26 protein-coding genes are annotated in these 25,510 nt (G+C 60.7%); 12 read left to right on the forward strand and 14 right to left on the reverse strand.

From position 1 onward, the window contains the following. Positions 1-17: 17 nt before the first annotated feature. The 4 genes from J3P77_RS21285 to ppx all read left to right on the forward strand — a co-directional run bounded on the left by J3P77_RS21285 (position 18) and on the right by ppx (position 3,835). Positions 18-683 (forward strand): amino acid ABC transporter permease, encoded by a 666-nt coding sequence (locus J3P77_RS21285; RefSeq protein WP_434678545.1) that lies wholly within the window; start codon positions 18-20, stop codon positions 681-683. After that, complete coding sequence (locus tag J3P77_RS21290; protein WP_434682095.1) at positions 680-1,330, forward strand: amino acid ABC transporter permease; 651 nt, start codon at positions 680-682, stop codon at positions 1,328-1,330. The genes J3P77_RS21285 and J3P77_RS21290 overlap by 4 nt, the downstream gene beginning before the upstream one ends. Beyond that, positions 1,317-2,054 (forward strand): amino acid ABC transporter ATP-binding protein, encoded by a 738-nt coding sequence (locus tag J3P77_RS21295; protein WP_434678546.1) that lies wholly within the window; start codon positions 1,317-1,319, stop codon positions 2,052-2,054. The genes J3P77_RS21290 and J3P77_RS21295 overlap by 14 nt, the downstream gene beginning before the upstream one ends. Before the next feature lie 278 nt (positions 2,055-2,332). Then, entirely contained in the window at positions 2,333-3,835 is a 1,503-nt protein-coding gene (gene ppx / locus J3P77_RS21300; protein WP_434678547.1) for an exopolyphosphatase, read from the forward strand. Here the strand turns inward: ppx and ppk1 are convergent. Then, entirely contained in the window at positions 3,822-6,026 is a 2,205-nt protein-coding gene (gene ppk1 / locus J3P77_RS21305; protein ID WP_434678548.1) for a polyphosphate kinase 1, read from the reverse strand. The two genes, ppx and ppk1, sit on opposite strands and share 14 nt — an antisense overlap. Positions 6,027-6,042: 16 nt before the next feature. Continuing rightward, a complete protein-coding gene (gene hemB / locus J3P77_RS21310) occupies positions 6,043-7,053 on the reverse strand; it encodes a porphobilinogen synthase (RefSeq protein ID WP_434678550.1) in 1,011 nt (336 codons plus the stop codon). Positions 7,054-7,283: 230 nt separating this feature from the next. On the opposite strand from hemB, the gene J3P77_RS21315 reads away from it, so the two are divergent. From J3P77_RS21315 to J3P77_RS21340, 6 genes are all read left to right on the forward strand, one after another. Further along, on the forward strand, positions 7,284-7,925 hold the full coding sequence (locus J3P77_RS21315; RefSeq protein WP_434678551.1) for a DedA family protein: 642 nt from the start codon (positions 7,284-7,286) through the stop codon (positions 7,923-7,925). Positions 7,926-8,103: 178 nt separating this feature from the next. After that, positions 8,104-8,763, forward strand: coding sequence for an isoprenoid biosynthesis glyoxalase ElbB (gene elbB / locus J3P77_RS21320; RefSeq protein ID WP_434678552.1), 660 nt, complete (start codon positions 8,104-8,106; stop codon positions 8,761-8,763). A gap of 373 nt (positions 8,764-9,136) precedes the next feature. Continuing rightward, the gene (locus J3P77_RS21325) at positions 9,137-10,528 is read left to right on the forward strand and encodes a COG3014 family protein (protein WP_434678553.1); all 1,392 of its coding nucleotides are present in this window, start codon (positions 9,137-9,139) and stop codon (positions 10,526-10,528) included. 21 nt (positions 10,529-10,549) lie between these two features. Further along, entirely contained in the window at positions 10,550-10,921 is a 372-nt protein-coding gene (locus J3P77_RS21330; RefSeq protein ID WP_434678554.1) for a YcfL family protein, read from the forward strand. Positions 10,922-10,953: 32 nt separating this feature from the next. After that, positions 10,954-11,544, forward strand: a complete 591-nt coding sequence (gene lpoB / locus J3P77_RS21335) for a penicillin-binding protein activator LpoB (protein ID WP_434678555.1) — start codon at positions 10,954-10,956, stop codon at positions 11,542-11,544. 3 nt (positions 11,545-11,547) lie between these two features. Continuing rightward, positions 11,548-12,288, forward strand: coding sequence for a penicillin-binding protein activator LpoB (locus tag J3P77_RS21340; protein ID WP_434678556.1), 741 nt, complete (start codon positions 11,548-11,550; stop codon positions 12,286-12,288). Between the two features lie 68 nt (positions 12,289-12,356). Here the strand turns inward: J3P77_RS21340 and J3P77_RS21345 are convergent, their stop codons facing one another. From J3P77_RS21345 to J3P77_RS21355, 3 genes are read right to left on the reverse strand one after another with little or no spacing between them, the layout of a single operon-like run. Then, complete coding sequence (locus tag J3P77_RS21345; protein WP_434678557.1) at positions 12,357-12,989, reverse strand: LysE family transporter; 633 nt, start codon at positions 12,987-12,989, stop codon at positions 12,357-12,359. Between the two features lie 56 nt (positions 12,990-13,045). Further along, positions 13,046-13,633 carry a mechanosensitive ion channel domain-containing protein gene (locus tag J3P77_RS21350; protein ID WP_434678558.1) on the reverse strand — a complete coding sequence of 196 codons (588 nt, stop codon included), beginning with the start codon at positions 13,631-13,633 and terminating at the stop codon, positions 13,046-13,048. A 16-nt stretch (positions 13,634-13,649) separates the two neighbouring features. Continuing rightward, on the reverse strand, positions 13,650-15,560 hold the full coding sequence (locus J3P77_RS21355; protein ID WP_434678559.1) for an ATP-binding cassette domain-containing protein: 1,911 nt from the start codon (positions 15,558-15,560) through the stop codon (positions 13,650-13,652). A gap of 46 nt (positions 15,561-15,606) precedes the next feature. Here J3P77_RS21355 and J3P77_RS21360 point away from each other — a divergent pair, with 46 nt between their 5' ends. Beyond that, entirely contained in the window at positions 15,607-16,080 is a 474-nt protein-coding gene (locus tag J3P77_RS21360; RefSeq protein ID WP_434678560.1) for a TIGR02444 family protein, read from the forward strand. Here J3P77_RS21360 and J3P77_RS21365 read toward each other — a convergent pair. Continuing rightward, on the reverse strand, positions 16,077-16,901 hold the full coding sequence (locus J3P77_RS21365) for an AlgP family protein (protein WP_434678561.1): 825 nt from the start codon (positions 16,899-16,901) through the stop codon (positions 16,077-16,079). The two genes, J3P77_RS21360 and J3P77_RS21365, sit on opposite strands and share 4 nt — an antisense overlap. Before the next feature lie 217 nt (positions 16,902-17,118). On the opposite strand from J3P77_RS21365, the gene J3P77_RS21370 reads away from it, so the two are divergent. After that, positions 17,119-17,796, forward strand: a complete 678-nt coding sequence (locus J3P77_RS21370) for an FKBP-type peptidyl-prolyl cis-trans isomerase (RefSeq protein ID WP_434678563.1) — start codon at positions 17,119-17,121, stop codon at positions 17,794-17,796. Between the two features lie 87 nt (positions 17,797-17,883). Here J3P77_RS21370 and rsd read toward each other — a convergent pair whose 3' ends face one another. The 8 genes from rsd to J3P77_RS21410 form a co-directional block, all read right to left on the reverse strand. Beyond that, positions 17,884-18,357, reverse strand: coding sequence for a sigma D regulator (gene rsd / locus J3P77_RS21375; RefSeq protein WP_434678564.1), 474 nt, complete (start codon positions 18,355-18,357; stop codon positions 17,884-17,886). 172 nt (positions 18,358-18,529) lie between these two features. After that, entirely contained in the window at positions 18,530-19,057 is a 528-nt protein-coding gene (locus tag J3P77_RS21380; RefSeq protein WP_434678566.1) for a disulfide bond formation protein B, read from the reverse strand. A 218-nt stretch (positions 19,058-19,275) separates the two neighbouring features. Further along, positions 19,276-20,520, reverse strand: coding sequence for a heme biosynthesis protein HemY (locus J3P77_RS21385; protein WP_434678567.1), 1,245 nt, complete (start codon positions 20,518-20,520; stop codon positions 19,276-19,278). Further along, on the reverse strand, positions 20,517-21,638 hold the full coding sequence (locus tag J3P77_RS21390) for a uroporphyrinogen-III C-methyltransferase (RefSeq protein WP_434678568.1): 1,122 nt from the start codon (positions 21,636-21,638) through the stop codon (positions 20,517-20,519). Before J3P77_RS21390 ends, J3P77_RS21385 begins: the two co-directional genes overlap by 4 nt. Before the next feature lie 53 nt (positions 21,639-21,691). Then, the gene (locus J3P77_RS21395) at positions 21,692-22,465 is read right to left on the reverse strand and encodes a uroporphyrinogen-III synthase (protein WP_434678570.1); all 774 of its coding nucleotides are present in this window, start codon (positions 22,463-22,465) and stop codon (positions 21,692-21,694) included. Beyond that, positions 22,462-23,403: a hydroxymethylbilane synthase gene (gene hemC, locus J3P77_RS21400; RefSeq protein WP_434678571.1), complete on the reverse strand. Its 942-nt coding sequence runs from the start codon at positions 23,401-23,403 to the stop codon at positions 22,462-22,464. Before hemC ends, J3P77_RS21395 begins: the two co-directional genes overlap by 4 nt. Before the next feature lie 229 nt (positions 23,404-23,632). Then, entirely contained in the window at positions 23,633-24,379 is a 747-nt protein-coding gene (locus J3P77_RS21405; RefSeq protein ID WP_434678572.1) for a LytR/AlgR family response regulator transcription factor, read from the reverse strand. Beyond that, on the reverse strand, positions 24,376-25,458 hold the full coding sequence (locus J3P77_RS21410; RefSeq protein ID WP_434678574.1) for a sensor histidine kinase: 1,083 nt from the start codon (positions 25,456-25,458) through the stop codon (positions 24,376-24,378). The genes J3P77_RS21405 and J3P77_RS21410 overlap by 4 nt, the downstream gene beginning before the upstream one ends. Positions 25,459-25,510: the final 52 nt, after the last annotated feature.

Below are 25,510 nucleotides of genomic sequence, written 5' to 3' on the forward strand. Positions count from 1 at the left end.
GAGCGCGGGATCCACCGATGGCCTATCAATTCGACTTCGCTCCGGTCCTGCACAACATGGACTTGCTGCTGCGTGGCGCGCTGTTCACTCTGGAGCTGACCGCAATCGGCACCCTGCTCGGCGTCAGCCTCGGCATCATCGGGGCGGTGGTTCGGGCCTGGAAAATCCAGCCCTTCGCCACGATATTCGCTGTCTACGTCGAGCTGATTCGCAACACGCCGTTTCTGGTCCAGCTGTTCTTCATTTTCTTCGGGCTTCCTTCACTGGGCGTGCAGATTTCCGAATGGCAGGCCGCCGTGCTGGCGATGGTGATCAATCTGGGGGCTTACTCCACCGAAATCATTCGCGCCGGTATCCAGGCGATTTCGAAAGGGCAACTGGAGGCGGCCGCCGCTCTGGCGATGAGTCGCTTCGAAGCGTTCCGCCATGTGGTGTTGGTCCCCGCATTGGGCAAAGTCTGGCCCGCGCTGAGCAGCCAGATCATTATCGTGATGCTTGGCTCGGCGGTCTGTTCCCAGATTGCCACCGAAGAGCTGAGCTTCTACGCCAACTTCATCCAGTCCCGTGATTTCCGTGCGTTCGAGACTTACTTCGTCACCACGCTGATTTATCTGTGCATGGCTCTGCTGATCCGGCAATTGCTGGCCTGGGTTGGACGGCGCTATATCGTGAGGAGCCGCTGATGGACTTCACGTTGTGGGACATCCTGCGCAACCTGCTCACCGGCCTGCAATGGACGCTGGCCCTGTCGCTGGTTGCTTTTATCGGCGGCGGGCTGATCGGTTTGCTGATCATGGGCATGCGCACGTCCGACAAGGCCGGGCCGAGGTTTGTGGCCGGGTTGTATATAGAACTGTTCCAGGGCACGCCTCTGTTGATGCAGCTGTTCCTGGTGTTTTTCGGCGTGGCGCTGATGGGCGTGGAGATTTCACCCTGGGCCGCAGCCGCGCTGTCCCTGACGCTTTTCACCAGTGCATATCTGGCCGAGATCTGGCGCGGCTGCGTCGAATCCATCGCCAAAGGTCAGTGGGAGGCATCCGCCAGCCTGGCCATGACGCCGCTGGAGCAGATGCGTTACGTCATCCTGCCGCAGGCGCTGCGTATCGCCGTCGCGCCGACCGTGGGGTTTTCAGTTCAGGTGGTCAAAGGCACAGCGGTCACTTCTATCATCGGTTTCACCGAGCTGACCAAAACCGGCAGCATGCTGGCCAACGCCACGTTTGAGCCCTTCATGGTCTATGGCTTCGTTGCCCTGGGCTACTTCATCCTCTGCTATCCCTTGTCACTCTGTGCTCGCCGCCTTGAGAGGAAACTGCATGCCTCTGCTTAGAATTTCCGCCCTGCATAAGTATTACGGCGATCATCACGTACTCAAGGGGATTGACCTGTCAGTCGAGGAAGGCCAGGTCGTGGCAATCATCGGCCGTAGCGGGTCGGGCAAAAGCACTCTGTTGCGTACGCTCAACGGGCTGGAGTCGATCAACGACGGCGTGATCGAAGTCGATGGCGAGTATCTGGACGCCGCGCGTGCCGACCTGCGCACCCTGCGCCAGAAGGTCGGCATGGTGTTTCAGCAGTTCAACCTGTTCCCACACCTGAGTGTTGGTGAGAACGTGATGCTCGCGCCTCAGGTCGTGCAGAAGGTGCCAAAGGCCGAGGCAACGCGCCTGGCGCGGCAGATGCTCGAACGCGTGGGCCTGGGAGAAAAGTTCGATGCCTTTCCGGATCGACTGTCCGGCGGCCAGCAGCAGCGGGTCGCCATTGCCCGGGCGTTGGCGATGTCTCCCAAGGTGCTGCTGTGTGACGAAATCACCTCGGCGCTTGACCCGGAACTGGTCAGCGAAGTGCTCGGTGTGGTGCGTCAGCTGGCCGCCGACGGCATGACCCTGATCATGGTGACCCACGAAATGCGCTTCGCCAGGGAAGTTGGCGACAAACTGGTGTTCATGCACCATGGCAAGGTGCATGAGGTGGGCGACCCAAAAACCCTGTTCGCCAACCCGCGCACGGCGGAGTTGGCCAATTTTATCGGCACCGAAGCTCCCGTACTGTAATCGGCTGGCGCATGTCCTGTGGGGGGAGCGTGCTCGTGAAAGAGCCGGTATGGCCCATACATATCCGGTGACTGCCCATTAGCCCTCGCCAGCAAGCTGGCTCCCACGCAGCTCCTGGAGCGCCTTGGCCCTGTGGGAGCCAGCTTGCTGGCGAGGGCGGCGTGCGCTCCGAAAAGGCTGATGGCCATCAGTGTTTGCTACCGCCTGCACAGCTTCGCGTTGGCGGCAGGCATGGATCGTGGCACGATGACGCGGTTATCGAACGGGATTTTCTGATCATGCCGCAATCAAAAGCCAAGAATCTTTCACTGATCGCCGCGATCGACTTGGGCTCCAACAGCTTCCACATGGTGGTAGCCAAGGCCAACCAGGGCGAAATACGCATTCTTGAGCGCTTGGGCGAGAAGGTTCAGCTGGCCGCCGGCATCGACGAAGAGCGCCAGCTCAGTGAAGAATCCATGCAGCGCGGCCTTGATTGCCTCAAGCGTTTCGCGCAGCTGATCAACGGTCTGCCGCTGGGCGCCGTGCGCATCGTCGGCACCAACGCGCTGCGCGAAGCACGCAACCGAAATGAATTCATTCATCGCGCAGAAGAGATCCTCGGCCATCCGGTCGAAGTAATCTCCGGGCGGGAAGAAGCACGACTGATCTACCTGGGCGTATCCCACACACTGGCCGACACTCCGGGCAAGCGTCTGGTAGCCGACATCGGCGGCGGCAGCACCGAGTTCATCATTGGTCAACGCTTCGAGCCATTGCTACGTGAAAGCCTGCAGATGGGCTGCGTCAGTTTTACCCAGCGCTATTTCCGCGACGGCAAGGTGACCCCGGCGCGCTATGCGCAGGCCTATACCGCCGCGCGTCTGGAAATCATGAGCATCGAGCACGCCCTGCACCGCCTCAAGTGGGATGAAGCCATCGGCTCGTCCGGCACCATCCGAGCCATCGGGCTGGCGCTCAAGGCCAACGGCTACGGTTCGGGCGAGGTCAACGCCGAAGGGCTGGCCTGGCTCAAGCGCAAGCTTTTCAAACTGGGCGATGTCGACAAAATCGACTTCGACGGCATCAAGCCCGACCGCCGCGCGATCTTTCCCGCGGGGCTGGCGATCCTGGAAGCCATATTCGACGCGCTGGAGCTCAAGCGCATGGACCACTGCGAAGGAGCGCTGCGCGAAGGCGTGCTCTACGACCTGATGGGCCGTCATCACCACGAAGACGTACGCGAACGCACTTTGAGTTCGCTCATGGAGCGGTACCACGTCGACCTGGAACAGGCCGCGCGCGTCGAAGCCAAGGCGTTGCACGCTCTGGAGCAAGTTGCCGAAAGCTGGGACTTGCAGGACGAAGGCTACGCTGAACTGCTGAGCTGGGCCGCCAAGGTGCATGAGATCGGGCTGGACATCGCCCATTATCACTACCACAAGCACGGCGCCTACCTGATCGAGCATTCGGACCTCGCCGGCTTCTCACGCGAAGACCAGCAGATGCTCGCGCTGCTGGTGCGTGGTCATCGTCGCAACATTCCGAGGGACAAGTTTGCCGAGTTCGGCGATGAGGGCATCAAGCTGATTCGCCTGTGCGTGCTGTTGCGCTTCGCGATCCTGTTCCACCACATTCGCGGCACCCAAGAGATGCCGCATGTGGTGTTGCGAGCCGATGGCCCCAACCTGGACGCTAAATTCCCGGACGGCTGGCTGGAAAACAACCAGCTGACTCAGGCCGACTTCGCGCTTGAAGCGGAGTGGCTGACCCGAGTCGGCATCGTCTTCAGCGCACGCTGAGAACCGGGTTACTCAGGCGCTCCAGCAGGGTCGCCTGGGCGCTGCGCGGGTTCTGGTTGCCGGTCGGCGTGCTGCGCACGTAACGACCATCGGCCTGCAGCAGCCAGCTGTGGGTGTTGTCGGTCAGGTAGCTTTCCAGCTCCTTCTTCACCCGCAGCGTCAGCTTTTTGCCTTCTACCGGGAAGCAGGTCTCGACACGCTTGTCGAGGTTGCGCTCCATCCAGTCGGCACTGGACAGGAACATCTGCTCGTCGCCGCCATTGAGGAAGTAGAACACCCGCGTGTGCTCAAGGAAGCGGCCGATGATCGAGCGCACATGGATGTTGTGCGACACACCGGCGATACCCGGACGCAGGCAGCACATGCCGCGCACGATCAGATCGATACGCACACCCGACTGACTGGCCTTGTACAGCGCGCGGATGATCTTCGGGTCGGTCAGCGAGTTGAACTTGGCGATGATGTGCGCAGGCTTGCCGTCGAGCGCAAACTGCGTCTCGCGCCCGATCATGTCGAGCATGCCCTTCTTGAGCGTGAACGGCGCATGCAGCAGCTTCTTCATGCGCAGGGTCTTGCCCATGCCGATCAACTGACTGAACAGTTTGCCGACGTCTTCGCACAAAGCGTCATCGGACGTCAGCAGGCTGTAGTCGGTGTAAAGACGAGCGTTGCCGGCGTGGTAGTTGCCCGTACCCAGGTGCGCATAGCGCACGATCTCGCTGCCTTCGCGGCGCAGGATGAGCATCATCTTGGAGTGAGTCTTGAAGCCGACCACGCCATAGATCACCACCGCGCCCGCCGCCTGTAGCCGGCTGGCCAGTTGCAGGTTGGACTCTTCGTCGAAACGCGCACGCAGCTCGATCACCGCAGTGACTTCCTTGCCGTTACGCGCCGCGTCCACCAGTGCATCGACAATTTCCGAGTTGGCGCCGCTGCGATAAAGCGTCTGACGCACGGCCAGGACGTGCGGGTCCTTGGCGGCCTGACGCAACAGATCGACAACCGGCGTGAAGGACTCGAACGGGTGCAGCAGCAGGATGTCCTGCTTGCTGATGACGCTGAAAATGTTTTCGCTGTTCTGCAGCAATTTGGGAATTGCCGGAGTGAACGGCGGGTATTGCAACTCGGGATGGCTGTCCAGACCGGTGATGCTGAACAGCCGGGTCAGGTTGACCGGCCCGTTGACCTGATACAACTCGGACTCGTTGAGGTTGAACTGCTTGAGCAGGTAGTCCGACAGGTGCTTCGGACAGGTATCAGCCACTTCCAGACGCACCGCATCACCGTAGCGACGCGAGAACAGTTCGCCACGCAGCGCGCGGGCAAGGTCTTCCACGTCTTCGGAATCCAGCGCCAGGTCGGCGTTACGCGTCAGGCGGAACTGGTAGCAGCCCTTGACCTTCATGCCCTGGAACAGGTCATCGGCGTGAGCGTGAATCATCGACGACAGGAACACGAAGTTATCGCCCGCGCCGCCCACGTCTTCCGGGACCTTGATGATACGTGGCAGCAGACGGGGCGCTGGAATGATCGCCAGACCCGAATCGCGACCGAATGCGTCGATGCCTTCGAGCTCGACGATGAAGTTCAGGCTCTTGTTGACCAGCAACGGAAACGGGTGAGTCGGGTCCAGGCCGATCGGCGTGATGATCGGCGCGATCTCGTCACGGAAATAGCGACGCACCCAGGCCTTGAGCTTGGCCGTCCAGTGACGGCGGCGGATGAACCGGACCTGATGCTTTTCCAGCTCCGGCAAAAGAATATCGTTGAGGATCGCGTACTGACGGTCGACATGACCATGGGTCAGCTCGCTGATCCGCGCCAGAGCCTGATGCGGTTGCAGACCGTCGGCACCGGCCTGCTCGCGGGCGAAGGTGATCTGCTTCTTGAGGCCGGCGACACGAATCTCGAAGAACTCATCGAGGTTGCTGGAAAAGATCAGCAGGAACTTCAGCCGCTCCAGCAATGGATAGGACTCATCCAGCGCCTGCTCCAGAACCCGGATGTTGAACTGCAGTTGCGACAGTTCGCGGTGGATGTACAGGCTACTGTCATCCAGGTTCACTGCAACGACCGGGGGCGCGGCGGGCGGCTCGACCACCGGGACCGCTTCGATCTGCGGCTCGACCACTGGCGCGGATTCCTTAACGTCGACTTCAGCTGTGGCTTCGATGAGTCCTTCGGTATTCATGTACGTTCCTGTAAGGCTATTGCCCTTTTAGCAGTTGAGCGGCACGGACGGCGAAGTAAGTAAGAATGCCGTCAGCACCAGCGCGTTTGAAGGCGGTGAGGGATTCGAGAATCACCCCCTCACTCAGCCAGCCGTTCTGGATCGCAGCCATATGCATCGCATACTCGCCACTCACCTGATAGACGAAGGTCGGGACCTTGAACTCATCCTTGACCCTGTGAAGGATGTCCAGATAAGGCATGCCCGGCTTGACCATCACCATGTCCGCGCCTTCAGCCAGGTCGGCGGCCACTTCGTGCAATGCTTCATTACTGTTGGCCGGGTCCATCTGATAGGACGCCTTGTTGGCCTTGCCCAGATTCAGCGACGAACCCACGGCATCGCGGAACGGCCCGTAGTAGGCGCTGGCGTACTTGGCCGAGTAGGCCATGATGCGCACGTTGGTGTGTCCGGCCAGCTCCAGCGCTTCACGGATCGCCTGAATGCGTCCGTCCATCATGTCCGACGGGGCCACCACCTGAGCGCCGGCATCGGCATGGGACAGAGCCTGCTTGACCAGCGCATCGACGGTGATGTCGTTCTGCACATAGCCCTCTTCGTCGAGGATGCCGTCCTGACCGTGAGTGGTGAACGGGTCCAGCGCCACGTCAGTGATGACGCCCAGCTCCGGGAAACGGTCACGTAATGCGCGGGTCGCACGCTGCGCGATGCCATCCGGATTCCAGGCTTCAGCGCCATCCAGGGTTTTCTTCTGGGCGGGAGTTACCGGGAACAGCGCCAGCGCAGGAATACCCAGCGCAACCCAGCTTTCGGCTTCTTCAAGCAGCAGGTCGATGCTCAGGCGCTCGACGCCCGGCATGGAGGCAACGGTCTCGCGACGGTTTTCGCCATCGAGTACAAATACGGGAAGAATCAGATCGTCGACAGTGACGACGTTTTCACGAACCAGACGACGAGAAAAATCGTCGCGGCGATTGCGACGCAGGCGGGTGAGAGGAAACAGGCGGTTTGCGGGGGTAAAGCTCACGGCGAGACTCCTGAGCCCGCGTACGCGGGCAAGCGCGACAGTTATAAGCCGCCATTATGACCAAAGTGTGACAGTCATAGTGTGACCTGCGACTGGGGGTCGCAGCGACGGCAGCCTTTAGGGTAACCCCATTCACCTGTACCAATCTTTAACGTTGAGACACATATGGACACTTTCATGATTGTCTTTGGCGGGTTAGGCTGCGCGTTCATTTCGCCAGCATCCAGACCATGCTCCAGAATTTCTTGAACGAGTTTGGCTACTTCGCCCTATTCCTCGGCACCTTCTTTGAAGGCGAGACCATTCTGGTGCTTGCTGGATTTCTTGCGTTCCGTGGATACATGGATCTCAACATGGTCATCGTGGTCGCCTTTTGTGGCAGCTATGCGGGTGACCAGCTCTGGTATTTCATGGGTCGCAAGCACGGCCGCAGAATTCTGGCGCGCAAGCCACGCTGGCAGCTGATGGGCGACAAGGCACTGAGGCTGGTACGCAAGCACCCGGATATCTGGGTGTTGAGTTTCCGCTTCGTGTACGGGCTGCGTACCGTGATGCCGGTGGCGATCGGCATGTCAGGTTATCCGCCAGGCCGTTACCTGCTGCTCAACGGGATCGGTGCGGCGGTCTGGGCCGCAGCGCTTGGCTCGGCTGCCTACCACTTTGGCGCGGTCATGGAAGGTCTGCTGGGCAATATCAAGAAATACGAAATGTGGGTGCTGGGCGGGCTCCTGGTCCTCGGTCTCGCGCTCTGGTTGCGCCGTCGCATAAAGAACGCGCGGATCGCTCGTGAAGAGAAACGTCTCTTTGCCGAGGCTTCCGAGGTGGCGGTCGAAGTGCCAGCTGATGCCTCTTCAAAAAAGTCCGACGACTGATTCCTGTCCGGGCGCCTTTCTGCGCGCTCGGCACCTCTCCCGCCTTTCGCCTGTGCCGGTCGTTCCGCGCCAGCGCGCATACCCGGCACTGAACACATCGCCCCGATTACGATCCATTGATCAGCACCCATTGAAAAGCGCGGTTGTCCGACGGCCGTGGACGATCAGGAGTTAAGGTATGCACAAGAAAGTAGCGGTGATTCTTTCCGGTTGCGGCGTCTATGACGGCGCGGAAATCCACGAAAGTGTTCTGACCCTGCTGCGACTGGACCAGCGCGGCGTGGAAGTACAGTGCTTCGCGCCAGACATTTCCCAACGTCACGTCGTGAACCATCTGACCGGCGAGGAAATGTCGGAAACCCGCAGCGTACTCGTCGAATCGGCCCGTATCGCACGAGGCGCGGTCCTGGACATCCGTGAGGCCGATGTCAACGAGTTCGACGCCCTTATCGTCCCTGGCGGCTTCGGCTCGGCGAAAAACCTGTCCGACTTTGCCGAGCAAGGCCCGGCCTGTCATGTGGAAAGCAGTCTGCTGGCGCTGGCCGAGGCGTTTGCGGTGGCGGGCAAGCCGGTCGGGCTGATCTGCATTACCCCGGCGCTCGCTGCCAAGATCTATGGCCCCGGAGTGACCTGCACGATCGGCAACGATGCCGAAACCGCGGCCGCCATCACCAAAATGGGTGGCATCCATGAAGAGTGCGAAGTGACCGAGATCGTCGAAGACACTGCGCGCAAGCTCGTTACCACCCCGGCTTACATGGTCGCCAAAAGCATCAGCGAGGCAGCGGCCGGAATCAACAAGCTGGTCGACCGAGTGCTTGAGCTGACTCAGCCTTAGCGGCCCAGAAACAAACGGTTTTTCAGCAACCCGGTTGAATCACGTAATCACTCATTCGCTGTGGGCAGGCGCGGGTCTGCCCACAGCTGTTCCAGCCCGATTGAGCACGCTGATCGGGCCCCAGCGGCACCTTTCTCAGGTAATGCTTTTCCCTCCAAACCGTGAGCGTGTTCACACGCCGCTCGTAAGAAACGTCCGAAAGAATTGAACGAAAGCAAAAAGCCATTGTCAGCGCGCGCCTCCGGTTTATAATCCGGCCCCTTCGTCGCCAGATCCTGACGGCGAGACACCTGCGCGGCACCCTCGCCGCTCATCAAACGGACTTGAATAGCGGGCATGCGCCTGGCTATCGACTTCAGGGAATAGAACGCACATGTCTTCTCGTGCCTTGACCGCGCTTGCCTTAATCACGGCCGTACAGCTCACCGGCTGCGCTGCCTTCAGAAGTTATGATTCCGAGCTGAAGGAAACCAGTCAGCAGCTGGTATCCGGCAACGTCGACGCCGCACTGACCACCCTCGAAAAGAACAACACCAGCGCCGACAAGGATCTGCTGTATTACTTCGAGAAAGGTGAGTTGCTGCGTGCCAAGGGTGACTTCACCGGCAGCCAGGCCGCCTGGCGCGCGGCCGACCAGGTGGTTTACAAGTGGGAAGAGTCGGTGAAACTCGACACCGAGAAGTACCTCGCCCAGTTCGGCAGCTTTCTGGTCAACGACAAAGTCCGTCGTTACGAAGGCTATGACTACGAAAAGGTCATGCTGACCACGCAGATGGCGCTCAACCTGCTGGCAAGCAACGACTTCGACGGCGCTCGTACCGAAATCAAGAAAACCCACGAGCGCGAGGCCGTGATCGCCGAGCTGCGCGACAAGGAATACCTCAAGAGCGAGCAGGAAGCCGAGAACCGTGGTGTGAAGACCCAGTTCAAGGACCTGCAGGGTTACCCGGTCGCTTCGCTGGACGCGCCCGAAGTCGTCGGCCTGAAGAACAGCTATCAGAGTGCCTTCAGCCATTACCTTTCAGGCTTCGTGTATGAAGCCCTGGGCGAAAAGGGCCTCGCCGCGCCGGGCTATCGCAAGGCCGCTGAACTGCGTCCCAACACGCCACTGCTGGAACAGACCATCAAGGACCTCGACGCCGCCTCCAGCAAGGAAGGCAATAGCGAGGTGCTGATCGTGGTGCAGACCGGCTTCGCGCCCGCCCGCGATTCGGTACGCATTCCGCTGCCGCTGCCGATCAGCGGTAATCTGGTGATCACTCCGCTGTCGTTCCCGGTGATCAAGCCGGACACCACGACCCCCGCTTTCAACCAGATCACACTGGACGGCAAGCCGCTCAACCTGACGCTGCTCAACAGCACTACTGACATGTCGCGCCGCGCCCTGCGCGACGACATGCCCGGCATCATCCTGCGCACCACCGTGCGTGCGATTACCCGCGGCGTTGCGCAAAAGCAGATCAACGACGTCAACCCGCTGGCTGGTCTGGCGGTCGGCATCGCCTCGGCAGTCACCGAGGGCGCGGACACCCGCACCTGGCGCACCTTGCCGGACAACACCCTGGTAGCGCGGCTGCGCCTGCCACAGGGTGAGCACCAGATCATGTTGCCCAGCTCATTGGGCGGTTCTCGTGTCCAGGTCAAGGTCGACCAGCGCTATCAGGTGATTCCGCTGCGCGCGCTTGGCAATCAGGTGTACGCCGGCAGTCTGGCGGCGCAAGTGATACCGACCCAGGTGCCGCAAGCCATCGCAGTCGCCAAATAAACCCTGAAACGGAGATTTCCAATGCGTATCAAGATTCTCGGCGTGCTGGCCTTGGCCATGCTCGCCGGTTGCGCCACCCCGCCGCCGCCAGCGCCGGGCAGTGCCGCCAGCAAGGTCGTGCCGATGGGAGACACCAAAAACATTGAGGTTGGCGCCATGCGCGTGGCCCGCGAAAACGGCTTTCTGACCGTCAAGGCGCAGCTGACCAACACGAGCAGCCGAAACCGAATGATGTACTACCGCTTCGCATGGCTGGGTAACGACGGGTTCCCGGTGGCCGACGAAGAAGGCTGGAAAAGCCTGACGCTGTATGGCTCGCAGAGCACGGTCCTGCCAGCAATCGCGCCGGTTCCACGCGCGACTGACTTCCGTCTCGAAATCAATACGCCTTGATCACCCTTCGTTCAGTTCAAAGAGAATTCCGTATGCTGTCCATTCGTCTGTGCTCCATCGCTGCAATTGCCCTGCTGGCCACCGGCTGCGCCAACAACTCGCCGGTTCTTGGCAACAAGAACATCAACTACGGCGACACCAAGGCCGTCGAAACCGTGACCAACGAATTCGGCTCCACCGATCTGCAAATGATCGCTGAAAGCATGACCCGCTCCCTGGCACAGTCCGGCATTCTGCAGGGCCGCCCGGTCGTTCAGGTCTACGATGTGAAGAACAAGACCAGCGAGTACATCGATACCCGCGAAATCACCACATCCATCAAGACCCAACTGATGAAAACCGGCACCGCCCGCTTCGCCAGTGACAACACCCAGATGCAAAGCCAGGTCGACCAGCTCAAGCTGCAGAACCAGAGCGGCCTGTACAAGCAGACCACCGTTGCCAAGACCGGCAACATGATCGCGGCCAAATACCGTCTGGAAGGCTCGATCAGCTCCATCGTCAAGCGCAGCAGCGATTACAAGGACGTCTTCTACAAGTTCAGCCTGCAACTGATCGACGTGGAAAGCGGTCTGGCCGAATGGATGGACGAGAAAGAAATCCGCAAAACCACGGAGCGCTGACCAATGCGTGCATGGATGGGAATCATCGGCATGGTGTGCGCCTTCGGCGTCCAGGCTGCACCGAAGATCGCCGTGACGGACATGGCGTTCCAGGAACGTGTGGAGCAGTACATCCACACCGTTTCGGCCAGCAGTAATCTGCAGGTCAATCGCTACAGCGCCAGCGGCTCGGCCAGCTATGACGAGTATGAATCTCGCACCAGCTACATCGAGCAGGGCGAACTGCGCAAGTTCAGCGGAGACATCAAGGGCGAGATCCTCAAGTCGGGGATGTTCCAGCTGGTGCAGGGCACGCCTTACACCGCCAGCTCCAAGGAAGACGTGTACGACGTCATCAAGCGCATCAAGAACGGCAACTTCAAGGGCGCGGATTACGTGCTGTTCGGCACAGTCTCGGACATCGACTTTCGCCAGGACGTGGGTGAGATTGCCAACACCGATAGCCACTCGGCGATTCTCGGCCTGACGCTGGTGGCCGATTTCAGCCTGATCAATACCCGCACCTTCGAAGTCACGTCGGCGTTCACAGCGATGGGTGAAGGTCAGGACACCAAACTGGTAAACGGTCGGGACATCAAGGTCTCACTCAACCGTGGCCGCGTGGTCCGTGATGTGTCCAAATCGATTGGTATGGATGTCGCTCGCCAGCTGCGCGAGCAGCTGCGTGGTGAGGTGGAGTACACCGGCCAGCCCGTGCCGCAGAACAACCTGCCTCGCGACGAGGCGCCGCGGATTCTGCGTTGAGCGCGGGCTCTTGCCTGAACCGCCCAGTCGGCTCCTCGCTGTAGAGGAGCCGATTGACTCCAGCAGGCTCAGGCCGTTCCGCGGTGCAACGTCGCGAGAAACCCCGCAGCCCCCACGAACAGACTGGCAAACGTGCGATTGAGCCGGCGCTGCTGCGCTGGCGTCTTCAGTGCCCGCAGCACTCGGGCAGCGAGCCCGGTGTAACCCGCCATCACCATCAGATCCACAGACACCATGGTCGCCGCGATAGTCACGTACTGAATCAGCAACGGCGCGGCCGGATCGATGAACTGCGGCAGGATCGCCAGCATGAATACCAGCGCTTTGGGATTGCTGATGTTGACCAGAAAGCCTCGGAAAACCAGACTCAAGGGCTTGCCGATCGGGCGGATCGTCGACTCGTCTGCCAGGTCGGCGGGCAAGGCGCACCACTGTTTTACGCCCAGATAGATCAGATAGGCCACGCCAAACCATTTGATCAAGGTGAATGCCAGCTCGGAAGCCGCCAGCACGGCACCCAGCCCGGCTGCCACGACTGCAATCTGCGCCACCAGTGCGATTTGCAGACCGAGGGCGTTCCAGTATCCGCGCCAGAACCCGTATTGCAGGCCGCAGGACATCGACGCGATGGCGCCGGCGCCTGGGGAAAGACTGATTATCCAGCTAGCGGCCAGAAAACCCAGCCACGTCTCAAGTTCCATCGCACCCTCCAGGCAGAATCATGTGTCGCTACGTTAGTGCCTGACCGCGATGATTGCTACTCGCCGAGGTTTTTTTCGACAGAAACCTGAGGCAGCACGTCGCTGCCGCGCCAGCGGCGGACCGATTTCTGGAAAAACTGGCTGTTGGGCACCTGAACCAGCGAGCCGCCTGACTCCGGCATCTCGATCAGGGTCGTGAACATCAGGTTGATAGCGACCACACGGCCCTTCACCCCGGGCTTGTCGAGCGTATCGACCAGCTCGACGACGTCCCCGATACGGAACGGGCCGATGGTGTAGATCAGGATCGCGCACAGCAGGTTGGACAGCACACTCCACATTGCGAAGAACGCAACGGCCGCAACGGCAACGAAGCCAGACAACGCCGTCCAGAGCACCGTGGCCGAAACGCCGAGGCGACCCAGCACGAGCACGCAAGCGCTGCCCATGATCAGCCAGCGAAGGACGCCACGAACCGGCACCAGCAACTCTGGGGGCAACGGATAGCGTTCGCCCAGCCTGGTCAGAAAACGCCCCACCAGCCGCTGCAACACATAACCGGCCAGCAGGATAAGCAGAATCTGCAACCCCAGCAGGATAGGCTCCACCCAGTGCGGGGCAACCAGAAAACCGAAAACTTCCATCAATCTACCGCCTTGTTCACGACAGCGCTTCGAGCTCGGCCTGCATCGACTCCAAAAGCTCCAGCGCTTCCATCCACGCTTCTTCCAGCTCTGACTCGCGAGCCTTCAGTTTCGCCTGCTCCGCGAGCAGATCACGAAGTTTGTCCTTGTTGGCTGCGTCGTAGTTGGCGCTGTCAGCCAGTGCCGCTTCGACTTTGGCCAGCTTCTCATGCAGCGTGCCGAGATCACGCTCCAGCTTTTCCGCTTCACGCTTGTGCGGTGCAAGCTGTTGGCGCAATGCCGCAGCCTGCTGTCGCTGGGCCTTCTTGTCGGTCTTGTCGGCGTTGACCGGCGCGTTGCTGACCGGGGCATTACGCAGGCGGTAATCCGCCAGCCAGCGCGTGTAATCGTCCAGGTCGCCGTCGAACTCCTGCACGCGACCGTCGGCTACCAGCAGGAAGTCGTCCGTCGTGCTCTTGAGCAGATGGCGGTCGTGGGAAACCACCAGTACCGCACCGCTGAACTCCTGAAGCGCCATGGTCAGCGCCAGGCGCATCTCAAGATCCAGGTGGTTGGTCGGCTCGTCGAGCAGCAACAGGTTGGGTTTTTCCCAAGCGATCAGCGCCAGGGCCAATCGGGCTTTCTCACCACCGGAGAAATTCAGCACAGGCTCGTCGAGACGTGCGCCACGGAAGTCGAAGCCGCCCAGGAAGTCCCGCAGCGTCTGCTCCCGTTCGGTCGGCGCGAGCCGTTGAAGGTGCAGCAACGGGTTGGCCTTGGCGTCCAGCGAGTCGAGCTGATGCTGGGCAAAATAGCCCACGGTGAGGTTCTCGCCACGCACCAGTCGACCACTCTGAGGAGAAAGCTCGCCCGCGAGGTTCTTGATCAGGGTCGACTTACCGGCACCGTTGGGGCCGAGCAGGCCAATCCGCGCACCGGGAGTCAGCTGTAGCTTGACCTTCTCCAGCACGGTCTTGTCGCCATAGCCCAAGCGGGCATCGGACAGGTCCAGCAACGGGCTGGAGATCTTGTCCGACTCGCGGAAAACGAAATTGAAGGGCGAGTCCACGTGCGCGGCGGACAACTCTTCCATGCGCTCCAGAGCCTTGATGCGGCTCTGCGCCTGACGTGCCTTGGTGGCCTGGGCCTTGAAGCGCGCGATGTACTTTTCCATATGCGCGCGCTGCGCCTGTTGTTTCTCGTAGGCTTGCTGCTGTTGGGCCAGCCGCTCGGCACGGGCGCGCTCGAAGGCGCTGTAGCCGCCCCGATAGAGCGTGATCCGACGCTGTTCGACGTGGGCAATGTGATCGACCACGGCGTCGAGAAAGTCCCGGTCGTGGGAGATCAGCAGCAACGTGCCGGGATAGCTCTTGAGCCATTCTTCCAGCCACAGAATTGCGTCGAGGTCCAAGTGGTTGGTGGGTTCGTCGAGCAGCAACAGGTCGGATGGGCACATCAGCGCCTGCGCCAGGTTGAGGCGCATCCGCCAGCCACCGGAGAAGCTGCCGACCTGGCGCTCCATCTGCTCGTTGGTAAAGCCCAGGCCAGCCAGCAACTTGCGGGCGCGGGCGTCGGCGGTATAGCCATCGGCGCTGTCGAGTTCGGCGTGCAGTCGAGCCTGTGCCGCGCCATCCTGCGCCGCCTCGGCTTCAGCGAGCTCACGCTGAACCTCGCGCAGGCGAATATCGCCGTCGAGCACGTAGTCGACGCCCAGGCGTTCGAGCGTGTCGACCTCCTGCCGCATGTGCGCAATGCGCCAGTCGGCAGGCAGCAGGCAATCGCCAGAATCAGGCGTCAATTCACCGCGCAACAACGCGAAGAGGCTGGATTTACCGGCGCCGTTGGCACCGATCAGGCCGGCTTTCTGGCCGGCGTGCAGGGTCAGCTCGGCGTCTTCTAGCAGACGTTGCGGACCACGCTGTAAGGTAAGGCTTTGAATTCGAATCATAATGGCGGCGGAGTCTACCAGCTTCGTCCCGAACAGGTTGATCACTATGCCTTCTGACCTCTGGAGTTTCACCCTCGATTTTTACGCCAGGGCTGGCGTTGAACAGGCATGCCTGGCCCTGCAGGCCGACGGGGCGAACGTTTGCATGGTGTTGTGTGGGGTCTGGCTGCGAGTGCGAGGCGTTCCATGCACTGCGCAACGTCTTGATGAAATCGGTCAACTGGCCACCCCGTGGCACGACGATGTGGTGCGGCCGCTGCGCGAGCTGCGCACCCAATGGAAAAGCGCCGCACAGCACGACGTAGCGCTGGGCACGCTGCGCAATCAGGTCAAGGCTCTGGAGCTGGATGCCGAGCGGCAATTGTTGGTCCGATTGCAGACAATGACTGAGAGCTGGTCGGAAACTGGAGAAGTGGCCCAGGGAGAATGGCTGGGCGGACTGGCGGGAGCGGCGGGTGAAAACAACCACGACGCGCTGCAGGTGCTGCGCGTCGCGGCGGATCTGACGACTGACGCTTAAGACGCGCTGGTTGGCGTCACGCCATTGCCCGCCGCAGGCGCGGTCGGGGCGGCTGGAGCGGGAGCGGCGGTTGCCGAGTTCGGCGCTGATTTGACGGCGCGCTTGGCAGCAGGTTTCGCCGCAGCCTTGGTGGCGGCCGGTTTGGCTGCAGACAGGGCAATCGCCTTGCTTGCCGCCGCCTTTGCAGGTGCTTTGGCAGCAGAAGGTTTAGCCGCAACTGGCGTGGCAGCGGCTGGTTGCGCGGCAGATTTGGCGGCAGGAGTGCGTTTGGCGACAGCCTTGGCAACCGGGGTTTTGGCGGCGGGGACTTTCGGCTCAGCCGCTTTCGCGGCTGCAGCTTTGGCAACCGGGGCCTTGGCGGCAGTCGTCTTGGCAGCTGATGGCTTGGCTGCGACTTTCACCGGGGCTGCCGGTTTGGCTTCACGTGCGATCAGCACCTTGCCAACGGCTTCTTTGACTCGCCCGACGCCTTGCGCCAGTTTCAGGCTTTCCTGAGCGTCGCGCTTGAGTTGCAGGATGTAGGCACGGGTTTCGGTCTGACGCTCCTTGAGTGCGTCGAGCAGTTCTTCCAGCTCACTGACCGCGCCCTTGCTCTTCTTCTGAACCTTGGCTTTGCCCAGCGTGGCGGCGTCCTGCATTTTGGTACGCGACTTGTGCAGTTTTTCCTGCGCTTTGCCACGTTGTTTTTCAAGTTTGGCGAGCAACTTTTCGGCATCAGCCAAAGCTTGGGAACAAGCGTCTTCCAGATGTTCGAGCAAGCTGCCCGACAGCTGCTGTAGCAGGTGCAACGGGGTGTTTACTGGCTTTTTTTTGGCCGACATGACTTACCTCCTGGCTGACGAATTTGCGGCTCATACTAGACCTCTGCCCGAACCGCGGCTAGGGCATCTTGACACCATCGGATCCACCCTGTTGCATACCGCCGCGAATCGCTGGAAATGTCACAGCATCCGCCATTGAAAATTTCATTCACTCACAACCCCAACTGTACGAGCTGGCGCTGGCATAATCGCTGCCTTCCCAGGCCGGAGAGCATTTATGTCGCGCTACCTGTTAACGTCGTTGTTCCTGTTGCTGCCGATGGCTCAGGCTGCGGAAACCGCCCCCGACGCCAGCTCTCATGAGCTGGCCTACAGTCTGGGCGCGAGTCTGGGCGAGCGCCTCCAGCAGGAGGTACCTGACCTTGACCTCAAGGCATTGGTCGATGGGCTGCAGCAGGCTTATCAAGGCAAGCCGCTGGCGCTAAAACAGGAGCGTATCGATCAGATCCTGCGCGAGCATGACGCGGCGATGGCGCAGGTCGAGGCCTCGGGGCTGCCGGATGCGCAAAGTACCGCCGCGCTGAGTGCCGAGCGCCAGTTCATGGATGCAGAAAAAGCCAAGCCTGGCGTCAAGGTGCTGGCCGACGGCATTCTGGTGACCGAGCTGGCACCTGGCGCCGGCCCCAAGCCGGACGTGAATGGTCGCGTAGAGGTGCAATACGTGGGACGCCTGCCGGACGGTACGATTTTCGACCAGAGCAAGAAACCGCAATGGTTCCGGCTCGACAGCGTGATCAGCGGCTGGACCACTGCACTGCAGGAAATGCCGGTAGGTGCAAAGTGGCGGCTGGTGATTCCGTCGGACCAGGCTTATGGCGCTGAAGGCGCGGGCGACCTGATCGACCCGTTCACCCCGCTGGTATTCGACATCGAGCTGATCGCCGTTTCCGAATAAGCCTGACTGGCAGGCAGATATGCAAAAGGGTGCGAAAGCACCCTTGATTACTGCACGTCATTTGCACATCGCAGCGATGCCAAGGCATCAGGCCTGGGTAGCGACTTCTTCTTTATGGGAGTTGTGCAGCACCTCGATCAGGCAGTCTTCGAGCTCGAAGCGCTCATGCAGCAAGCCGCCCAGCTTGTTGAACTCGCTCGCAACGATCGAGCAGTCCGAGCAGTCGCCCTTATCGCACCGGTCGTTGAACGCCAACGCGAATTTGGTGATGACATCCAGTCTCGGATAGATCGTGTCGGCCAGCTCAAGCCCACGCTCATCGTTGAACGCCTTGGCTTCGTTGCTCAGCTGTTCATAGATTTCGAAGTGTCCGGCTGATACGTAATCAACCAGGATTTCACAAAACCGCTGCAGCGCCTCGATATCCGCCGCCAGTGCTTCGGGCGTGTCACCCAGCGCATCGTAGGCCTTGATCAGTTCATGGCGATCCTGCAACCAGCGGTCAACCAGCAGATTGACACCACCCCAACGTTCCTGAGCGTTCTGACAACTTTCCAGCATGATGTTTTTCTTCCCTTCAAGGGGTATGCGGTCCTGTGCTGGCCCTGATGTTCACAGGGACCCGCCTGAGTGAAGCGTCAGGACTGCATACTTCCAATGACGCGTGCGGCCCAGATTATGCCCGCACGACAAGGCCATCAAGGTACGCAGGAGAGAAAGTTCATACAAGCGTTTAATCCCCCACCCGACCTTCGGCAACCGGCCGTCGCCCCGGGCCGCTGAAAAGCGGGTAGCCGGCAAGCAAAATGAGCGCACTGAAAGCCAACAGACTCAATTCAGGAAGGCTGAATCCGAACAACGACCAGTTGATTTCGGCACAGAATACGAATTCGCTGTCCAGGCGGTTAACCCAGGCGTCCAGCGACAATGCGTGGAGCAAGTGTTCGAACCGGGCCACGATGGGCACTAGTTGATCATCCGTAGCCGTCTGCAACCAGACCTGACTACCCGCCACTCCAGCTCCAACGGCTGCAATCAGCAAAAGGACAAGACCATATCGACGCCAGCCTGCGGTACCAGGTGAATGCCAGGCTGCGGCTAAACACAGAGCACCACAGACAATCATCACGGCCCGTTGCGCCAGACAAAGGACGCAAGGCTCAAGACCGAAGGTTTCTTGCAGGTAAATGATCGTGCCGAGGATCAGTGCACATGCGATGAAAGCAAACAGAAACAGGAAGCGTGTGCAAGCCAGATGCATGGCGAATCCGTAACCAAAGACTAAGGCGGTTACGGTAGAGGAAAGCGCCCGACGCTATCAAGGCGACAAAGTACAGACCATTCGCTGTTTTAAGAGGAAACGGCGCATGCAACACAGCGGCTTTTGTACGCACGAATGTAGGAAATATCTGGACCAAATCACGGGCCCGGAAATTCGATACGGCGGGGCATGAGACCTTTGCGGGTCTCATGCCTTCATCAGATGCTGGTCAGTGCCGGAACCGGTCTAGTCAACAAACGCTCGTCCAGCATTCCCAACCCCTCCTGAAACAGCTGGTTGCTGCGATCGGTCTCACCCAGTTGCGCCAGCAAACGAGCCAGTTCCGCACAGGTTTCCGGATTGCGCTGCATGCGCAGGCTGCTTTCCAGATAGTCCCGCGCCTTGCCCCACAAACGGCTTTGCAGACAGATGCGGCCCAGACTCAGCAACAGACTGGCATCGTTGGGATGCTGCTTGAGCCAGCCTTCGGCGGCGTGCAGCTGTTTGGCGAGATCGCTGCCTCGTACCAGCCCGTAGAGACGAGCCAGATGGCTGTGATACTCACGCTTGAGCGCGGTGCGCAGGACTTCCTCGGCCTGGGCGTCCGCTCCCAGTCGACGCAGTTGCTCGGCATAGGCGAGCACCAGCTGGGGCTCCTGACGCTGTGCGGAAGTCAGGCCTTTCCAGGCATTTTCCAGCGAAGGCAAACCGGTCGGCGCCCCTTCGCTCTCATCCCGCCAGGCCGCCAGTGTCAGGTTTTCGCCCCAGGCTCGACGCTCCAGCTCAGCCAGTTCCTTGGGCGGCAATACCTTGTCCTTGCGCAGCTCGGGAAGCATGCGGATCAGCTCGGACCAATCCCCGCGTTGCTGATACAGGCGTTGCAGCTGACGCAGAACCTGCGGGTTGTGCGGATGGCGTTCATACATCGCCTGCAGAGTGATCAGCGCGCCATCGGTGTCGCCACGATCCTGTTGCAGCTGCGCGTGGCTCAAGGCGATTGCCAGTTCAGCCTGAGGCTGTCGCTCCAGCGCGCGTTCGAGCAGATTGTCGCAATCTTCGTAGCGGCCCTGCTCGTTGGCGGCCCGCGCCGCGCCGAGGTAATACAACAGCGGCTGCGGATCGGCCTCGGCGGCGCGATGCAGATGGCGCTGGGCACTGGCCCACCGGCCTTCGGCGAGGTCCATCTGGCCCTGTTCGATGGCCACCTGCACGCGGCGGCGATTATTGCGGCGCGACCATGGGTTGACCACTCCGCCGGATGTGGTCAGCAGAGCGATCAAGGCACGAACAAGGAAGATCACCAGCAGCACGGCGATCAGCAAGCCCAGCGTCGCCCACAGGCTCGATTCATAACGGAAGTTGTTGTACGCGATCAGCACGTAGCCGGAATGCTCTGCAATTGCGACGCCGATCAGGGCTGCCACCACGATGGCAATGAACAGCAGGACATAGACGCGCTTCATGGGCTGACACTCCGCTGCGACTCGGCAGGTTCGCTGGCAGCATGGCGACGCTCGATGTAGGCCTGCACCGCGCTCAGGCTTTGCGCCAGATCCGGCGTCTTAACCGCCACCGGTTGTGTCGTCAGCGCGTTCAGACCCTCGCCGATTGCTTTGCTCTGAGGATCATCCTGATTGAAATTGGCCTGCAGCACGTTCCTGGCTTCGGCCAGCGCCTTGGCGTAAACCTGCGGCTCGCCGTTCAGAGCCGCCCATTGCGCTTGCTCCAGTGCAAGGCTCAGGGCAAGTCTCACTTGCGACAAACCTTGTCCCGCCAGAATCGGGCGAATGTCCTTGTCGGCGTTGAAGTCGACACGGAAGTAATGGGAAATGGTGTTCCACCAGCGCGTCAGGTAGCCGTCTTCGGATTTGTCTGAAGTCAGGCCCAACAGCGACTCGCCCTTGTCTTCGTACTCAGGTGCCAGCTTGTTGAGCTGCACGGCCTGGTCACGCAGGGCAGCCAGTTGCAGGAACAGCCCCGTGCGATCCGGCTGCTCGATGCTGCGCAATGCGGCGAGACTGCGCGCGAGTTGCTCGCGGGCGGCGAAAGAGCCGGGGTCGTCCTGCTCGCGCAGGATTTCATCGGCACCCTGAACCAGCGCCAGTGCACTGTTGATATCCTGCAGCGCCGACAGACGCAGGCTGGCGAGACGCAACAAATGCTCGGCCTCGGCCAGACGCCAGTCCTTGCGGCTGGCACCCAGCACGGTTTCTAGACGCTGGCTGAGGCGCTGCTGATCGCCCTGCAATTGCGCAACGAGACGGCGGCTGTCTTCCAGTTGGTCAGCTGGCGGGAACTGAGCCAGGCGCGCGTTCAGTTGCTGATCACTCTGGGCGAGCGCCAGAGTCTGCTCGGCAATATTCTGCACCTGACCACGTTGCTGCTGGTGCCCGGCCTGCAACATGCGCAGCTGCCACACGCCCCAGCCGGCAACGGCGACGCCTGCAATGCCCAGCAGCAACGCGAGGATGACCAGGCCGCTGTTGCGGTTGCCGGGACGTTCGGGGCGAACCGGATCGGGAGTGGATGTCGGCGTTTTGATTACCGATTCTTCGTCTTTGGGCAAGGCTGTTTCGCTCACGTATCCATCCTTTGCATGTTGGCGTAATAGCGTAACGACGTGCTGTCGACTCACTACGCCTTGAGGGCAGGCTGCGGCTGATTCCGCAACGCTGCCAGCAGTGCCAGGGCACCGGCGCCCTGGCAATCAATAACGGTTGATGCTCCGGCTGTTCGGGCAATCTCGGCGACCCGCGCACTTGGCACAAAAAGAGGCAGCCCGGCGAGCCGGGGCCACGAATCACCCGCCAGCTCCAACAGATGTTCAAAACCCTGCCCACTGCTGACCACCAGCCCGTTCAAGCGTTCCAACTCGACCCGGTGCAACAGCGCCGAGGCCGGATAGGACGGCAGGAAACGCCGATACAACGGCAGATAGTCGACGCTGACACCTTGTTCGCGGAGGCGCTCGCCCAACCATTCGCGGCCGCCTTCGCCGCGCAGGATCAGCACCCGACAGTCCGGCTGGGCAACCACTTCCTGCAAGCGCGGCAGGCCGAGCAAGGCCTCGCTGTCATCGCCATCCGCGGGCCAGCTTACATCGAGCCCGTAATCGGCCAGGATCTGCCCGGTCGCCTCGCCCACACTGAACCACGGCTGCATGGGCGGCTGCGGCCAGACTTCGTCGATCAATTCCACCGCCAACCGGGCCGCAGGCTTGCTCACCACGATGACCGCAGAATAGTCGAGCAATATATAGATGACCGAACGCTGCGCGGGCGTGAGCTCAAGTGGCTCGGTTTCAAGCAATGGCAGGCTGCTGCTGAAGATGCCTTCTTCGCCCAGAGCACGGGCCAGAGCCGCCGACTCCTGTGCGGGGCGCGTCAGCAGCAGGCGCCAAGCGCTCATTCGTTGTCGGCCTCGCCGTACACGGCTTTGAGGATTTTGCCCGCACCCTGCGCCAGCAGTGCCTCGGCCACTTCAACACCAAGTGCCTGAGCGGACGTTTGTGGCGCACGTGCTTGCGCATGCAGAAGTACGCCGCCCGACGGAGCGCCTACCAGACCACGCAGCCAGACCTGATCACCTTCGAGTACTGCGTAGCAGGCGATGGGCACCTGGCAGCCGCCGTTGAGGTGCTTGTTCAACGAGCGCTCGGCGATAACCCGCACCGCCGTATCGGCATGATGCAACGGCGCGAGCAATGCGTGGATTTCAGCGTCGACACTGCGGCACTCGATACCTACGGCGCCCTGCCCGCCAGCCGGCAGACTGTCTTCGACACTGATCGCCGACGTGATCCGGTCTTCGAAGCCCAGGCGGATAAGCCCCGCCGCGGCAAGAATGATAGCGTCGTATTCACCCGCATCGAGCTTGGCCAGACGCGTATTGACGTTGCCCCGCAGGAACTGGATTTTCAGATCGGGACGACGCGCCAGCAACTGTGCCTGACGCCGCAGGCTGGACGTTCCGACGATGCTGCCGGCAGGCAGTTGCTCAAGGCTGGCATAGGTGTTGGAAACAAAAGCGTCGCGTGCGTCTTCACGTTCGCAGATGCAAAACAGCCCAAGGCCTTGCGGAAAGTCCATCGGCACGTCTTTCATCGAATGCACGGCGATGTCTGCCTCGTTTTCCAGCAAGGCAGTTTCCAGCTCTTTGACGAAAAGCCCTTTGCCGCCGATCTTCGACAACGGGGAATCGAGCAGCTTGTCGCCACGGCTGACCATCGGCACCAGGGTAACAACCAGACCCGGGTGCGCCTGCTCCAGCCGCGCCTTGACGTATTCGGCCTGCCAGAGGGCCAGCGCACTTTTGCGAGTGGCAATGCGGATTTCGCGAGAGGACATTGAACAACAATCCGTACTTGATAGATGCCACGGATAATAACAGCTCAGCCAGAAGGACTTCAGTCATCGACTGAAAACTAGCGTCGGCTCAATGATCTCGATCGGGAATCGGGCCGTTATGCGTCGGACGTTATCCGCTCGCAAGAACCCGGACTACTCACCACCGCAGGCGGATGCGAATGCATCGACTCGGCCTCTGCAAGCAGGACGTCTCGCTTGCCAAGGCGGTCTAGAGCTGTTGCATCATCTTGCGTACGCCTGCGACATGCCGACGGCTGACGATCAAGGCGTCACCGTTGAGCCCTCTGAGGAAAAGCTGAAAATGTCCCAGAGGCGTACGTTGCAGACGCTCGATCCGCTCACGCGCCACCAGCGCATTACGGTGGATACGAACGAATCTGTCGCCAAACTCGTCTTCCAGCGCCTTGAGCGGCTCGTCGAGCAACACTTCGCCGCCGTCATGACGCAAGGTGACGTACTTATGATCGGCGATGAAGAAGATCACCTGATCCAGCGGGATCAGCTCAATGCCCTTGCGGGTCCTGGCGCTGATATGGCTACGGGGGCCGTTGCCGCTTTCGGCAGCCGGACGCGTCATCGCGGCCAATTGCACACGGTTGGGCCGCTCGGCCTTCTTGAGCGCCTCGATCAGGTTCTCCGATCGAACCGGTTTGACCAGATAACCAACCGCGCTGACCTGAAAGGCATCCAGGGCAAATTCGTCGTGCGCAGTACAGAAAACAACCGCAGGCGGTGCTTCGCGCTCGCACAATTTGGCAGCCACTTGCAGGCCGTCGATACCCGGCATGCGGATGTCCAGCAGGACAACATCCGGCTTCAGATTTTCAATCAGCGCCAAAGCTTCTTCGCCATTGGCGGCGCTGGGTTCAAGTACCCGGTAGCCCTCGATTTCGCCGACCAATCGGCTCAGTCGCTCGCGGGCCAGGGGTTCGTCATCAACGATCAGGACATTCATATAGCTCTGGCTTCCTGCGTGAGTCTCGCACAAGGATAGCGTAGACAGGTGTAGTGACGACCGTCACGGCGCTCCACGCTCAGACTGGCGTGCGGGCCAAAAAGTGCCGTAAGACGAGCACCAATATTTACCAAGGCCTGTTGAGTACCGTGAGGAGTCTGCCGTGTGGCAACTTCATCAAAGGGATTGCTGACGCACAATGTAAATTCTCCCCCTCTGTAGTCTGCGTCGACCCGGACCACGCCCCCCTCGACTCGCGGGGCAATACCATAGATCAATGCGTTTTCGAGTAGTGGTTGCAAGGTTAGCTGGGGAATCGGCAAGTCATCGGGAATTGTCTCCACCCTCCAGTCCAACTGTAGACGCTCGCCGAGACGATATTGCTCAATCGATAAATATCGTTTCGCCAACGCCAGCTCCTCGCGCCACGAAACCAGGCTCCCGGGTCGCGCCAGACTGGCCCGGAAAAGGTCGGAAAGATCCAGAACCGCCTGCTCGGCCTTGACCGGGTTGCTGGCAACCAGGCTTGCGATGCTGTTGAGTGTGTTAAACAGAAAGTGCGGGCGAATGCGCGCTTGCAGCGACTCGATCCTGGCCCGCAGCTCGCCCTGCTGTTGCTTGCGCCACTGACTTTGCAAATAAAAGTAGCGCAGCATCAGTGCGGACATGATCAGGGCGATCAATGCGTAGCGCAGGTAGCGCTCGACCATGCCGCCTGCCGATGTCCGCCCGTTGAGCTGGCAGATATCGGTGACTGCCGTACACAACAGCGTCAGCGCAACCACCAGCAGACAGCTCAGCAGCCCGGCCAGTCCGGGAGGCAATCGCGCCAGCCATGGCCGCAGACCGCAAAGCAATGCCGCGGACAGCAGCACGATCCACTGCACGAACAGCGACATCAGCGCCAGACGCACCCAGTCGAATCCTGTATGCATGGGCTCGACCAGAACGAGAACCAGCACCATCAGTTCGGCGAGCACGACAAGCACCAGCAACGCCTGCGGCAGGCACAGTTCGGGAAGGAAGAAATCTTTGCCGGGCGCGGGGCTCGCGGACGGGTCTGCAGGGTTCTTTCGCATGGGGTCAGTCTCGTCCCTGGCCTCATCAGCGGCAAGCCGTACGGGGATAAAA

It is taken from the genome of Pseudomonas sp. R1-18 (genome assembly GCF_051132095.1).
Classification (GTDB): Bacteria; Pseudomonadota; Gammaproteobacteria; order Pseudomonadales; family Pseudomonadaceae; genus Aquipseudomonas.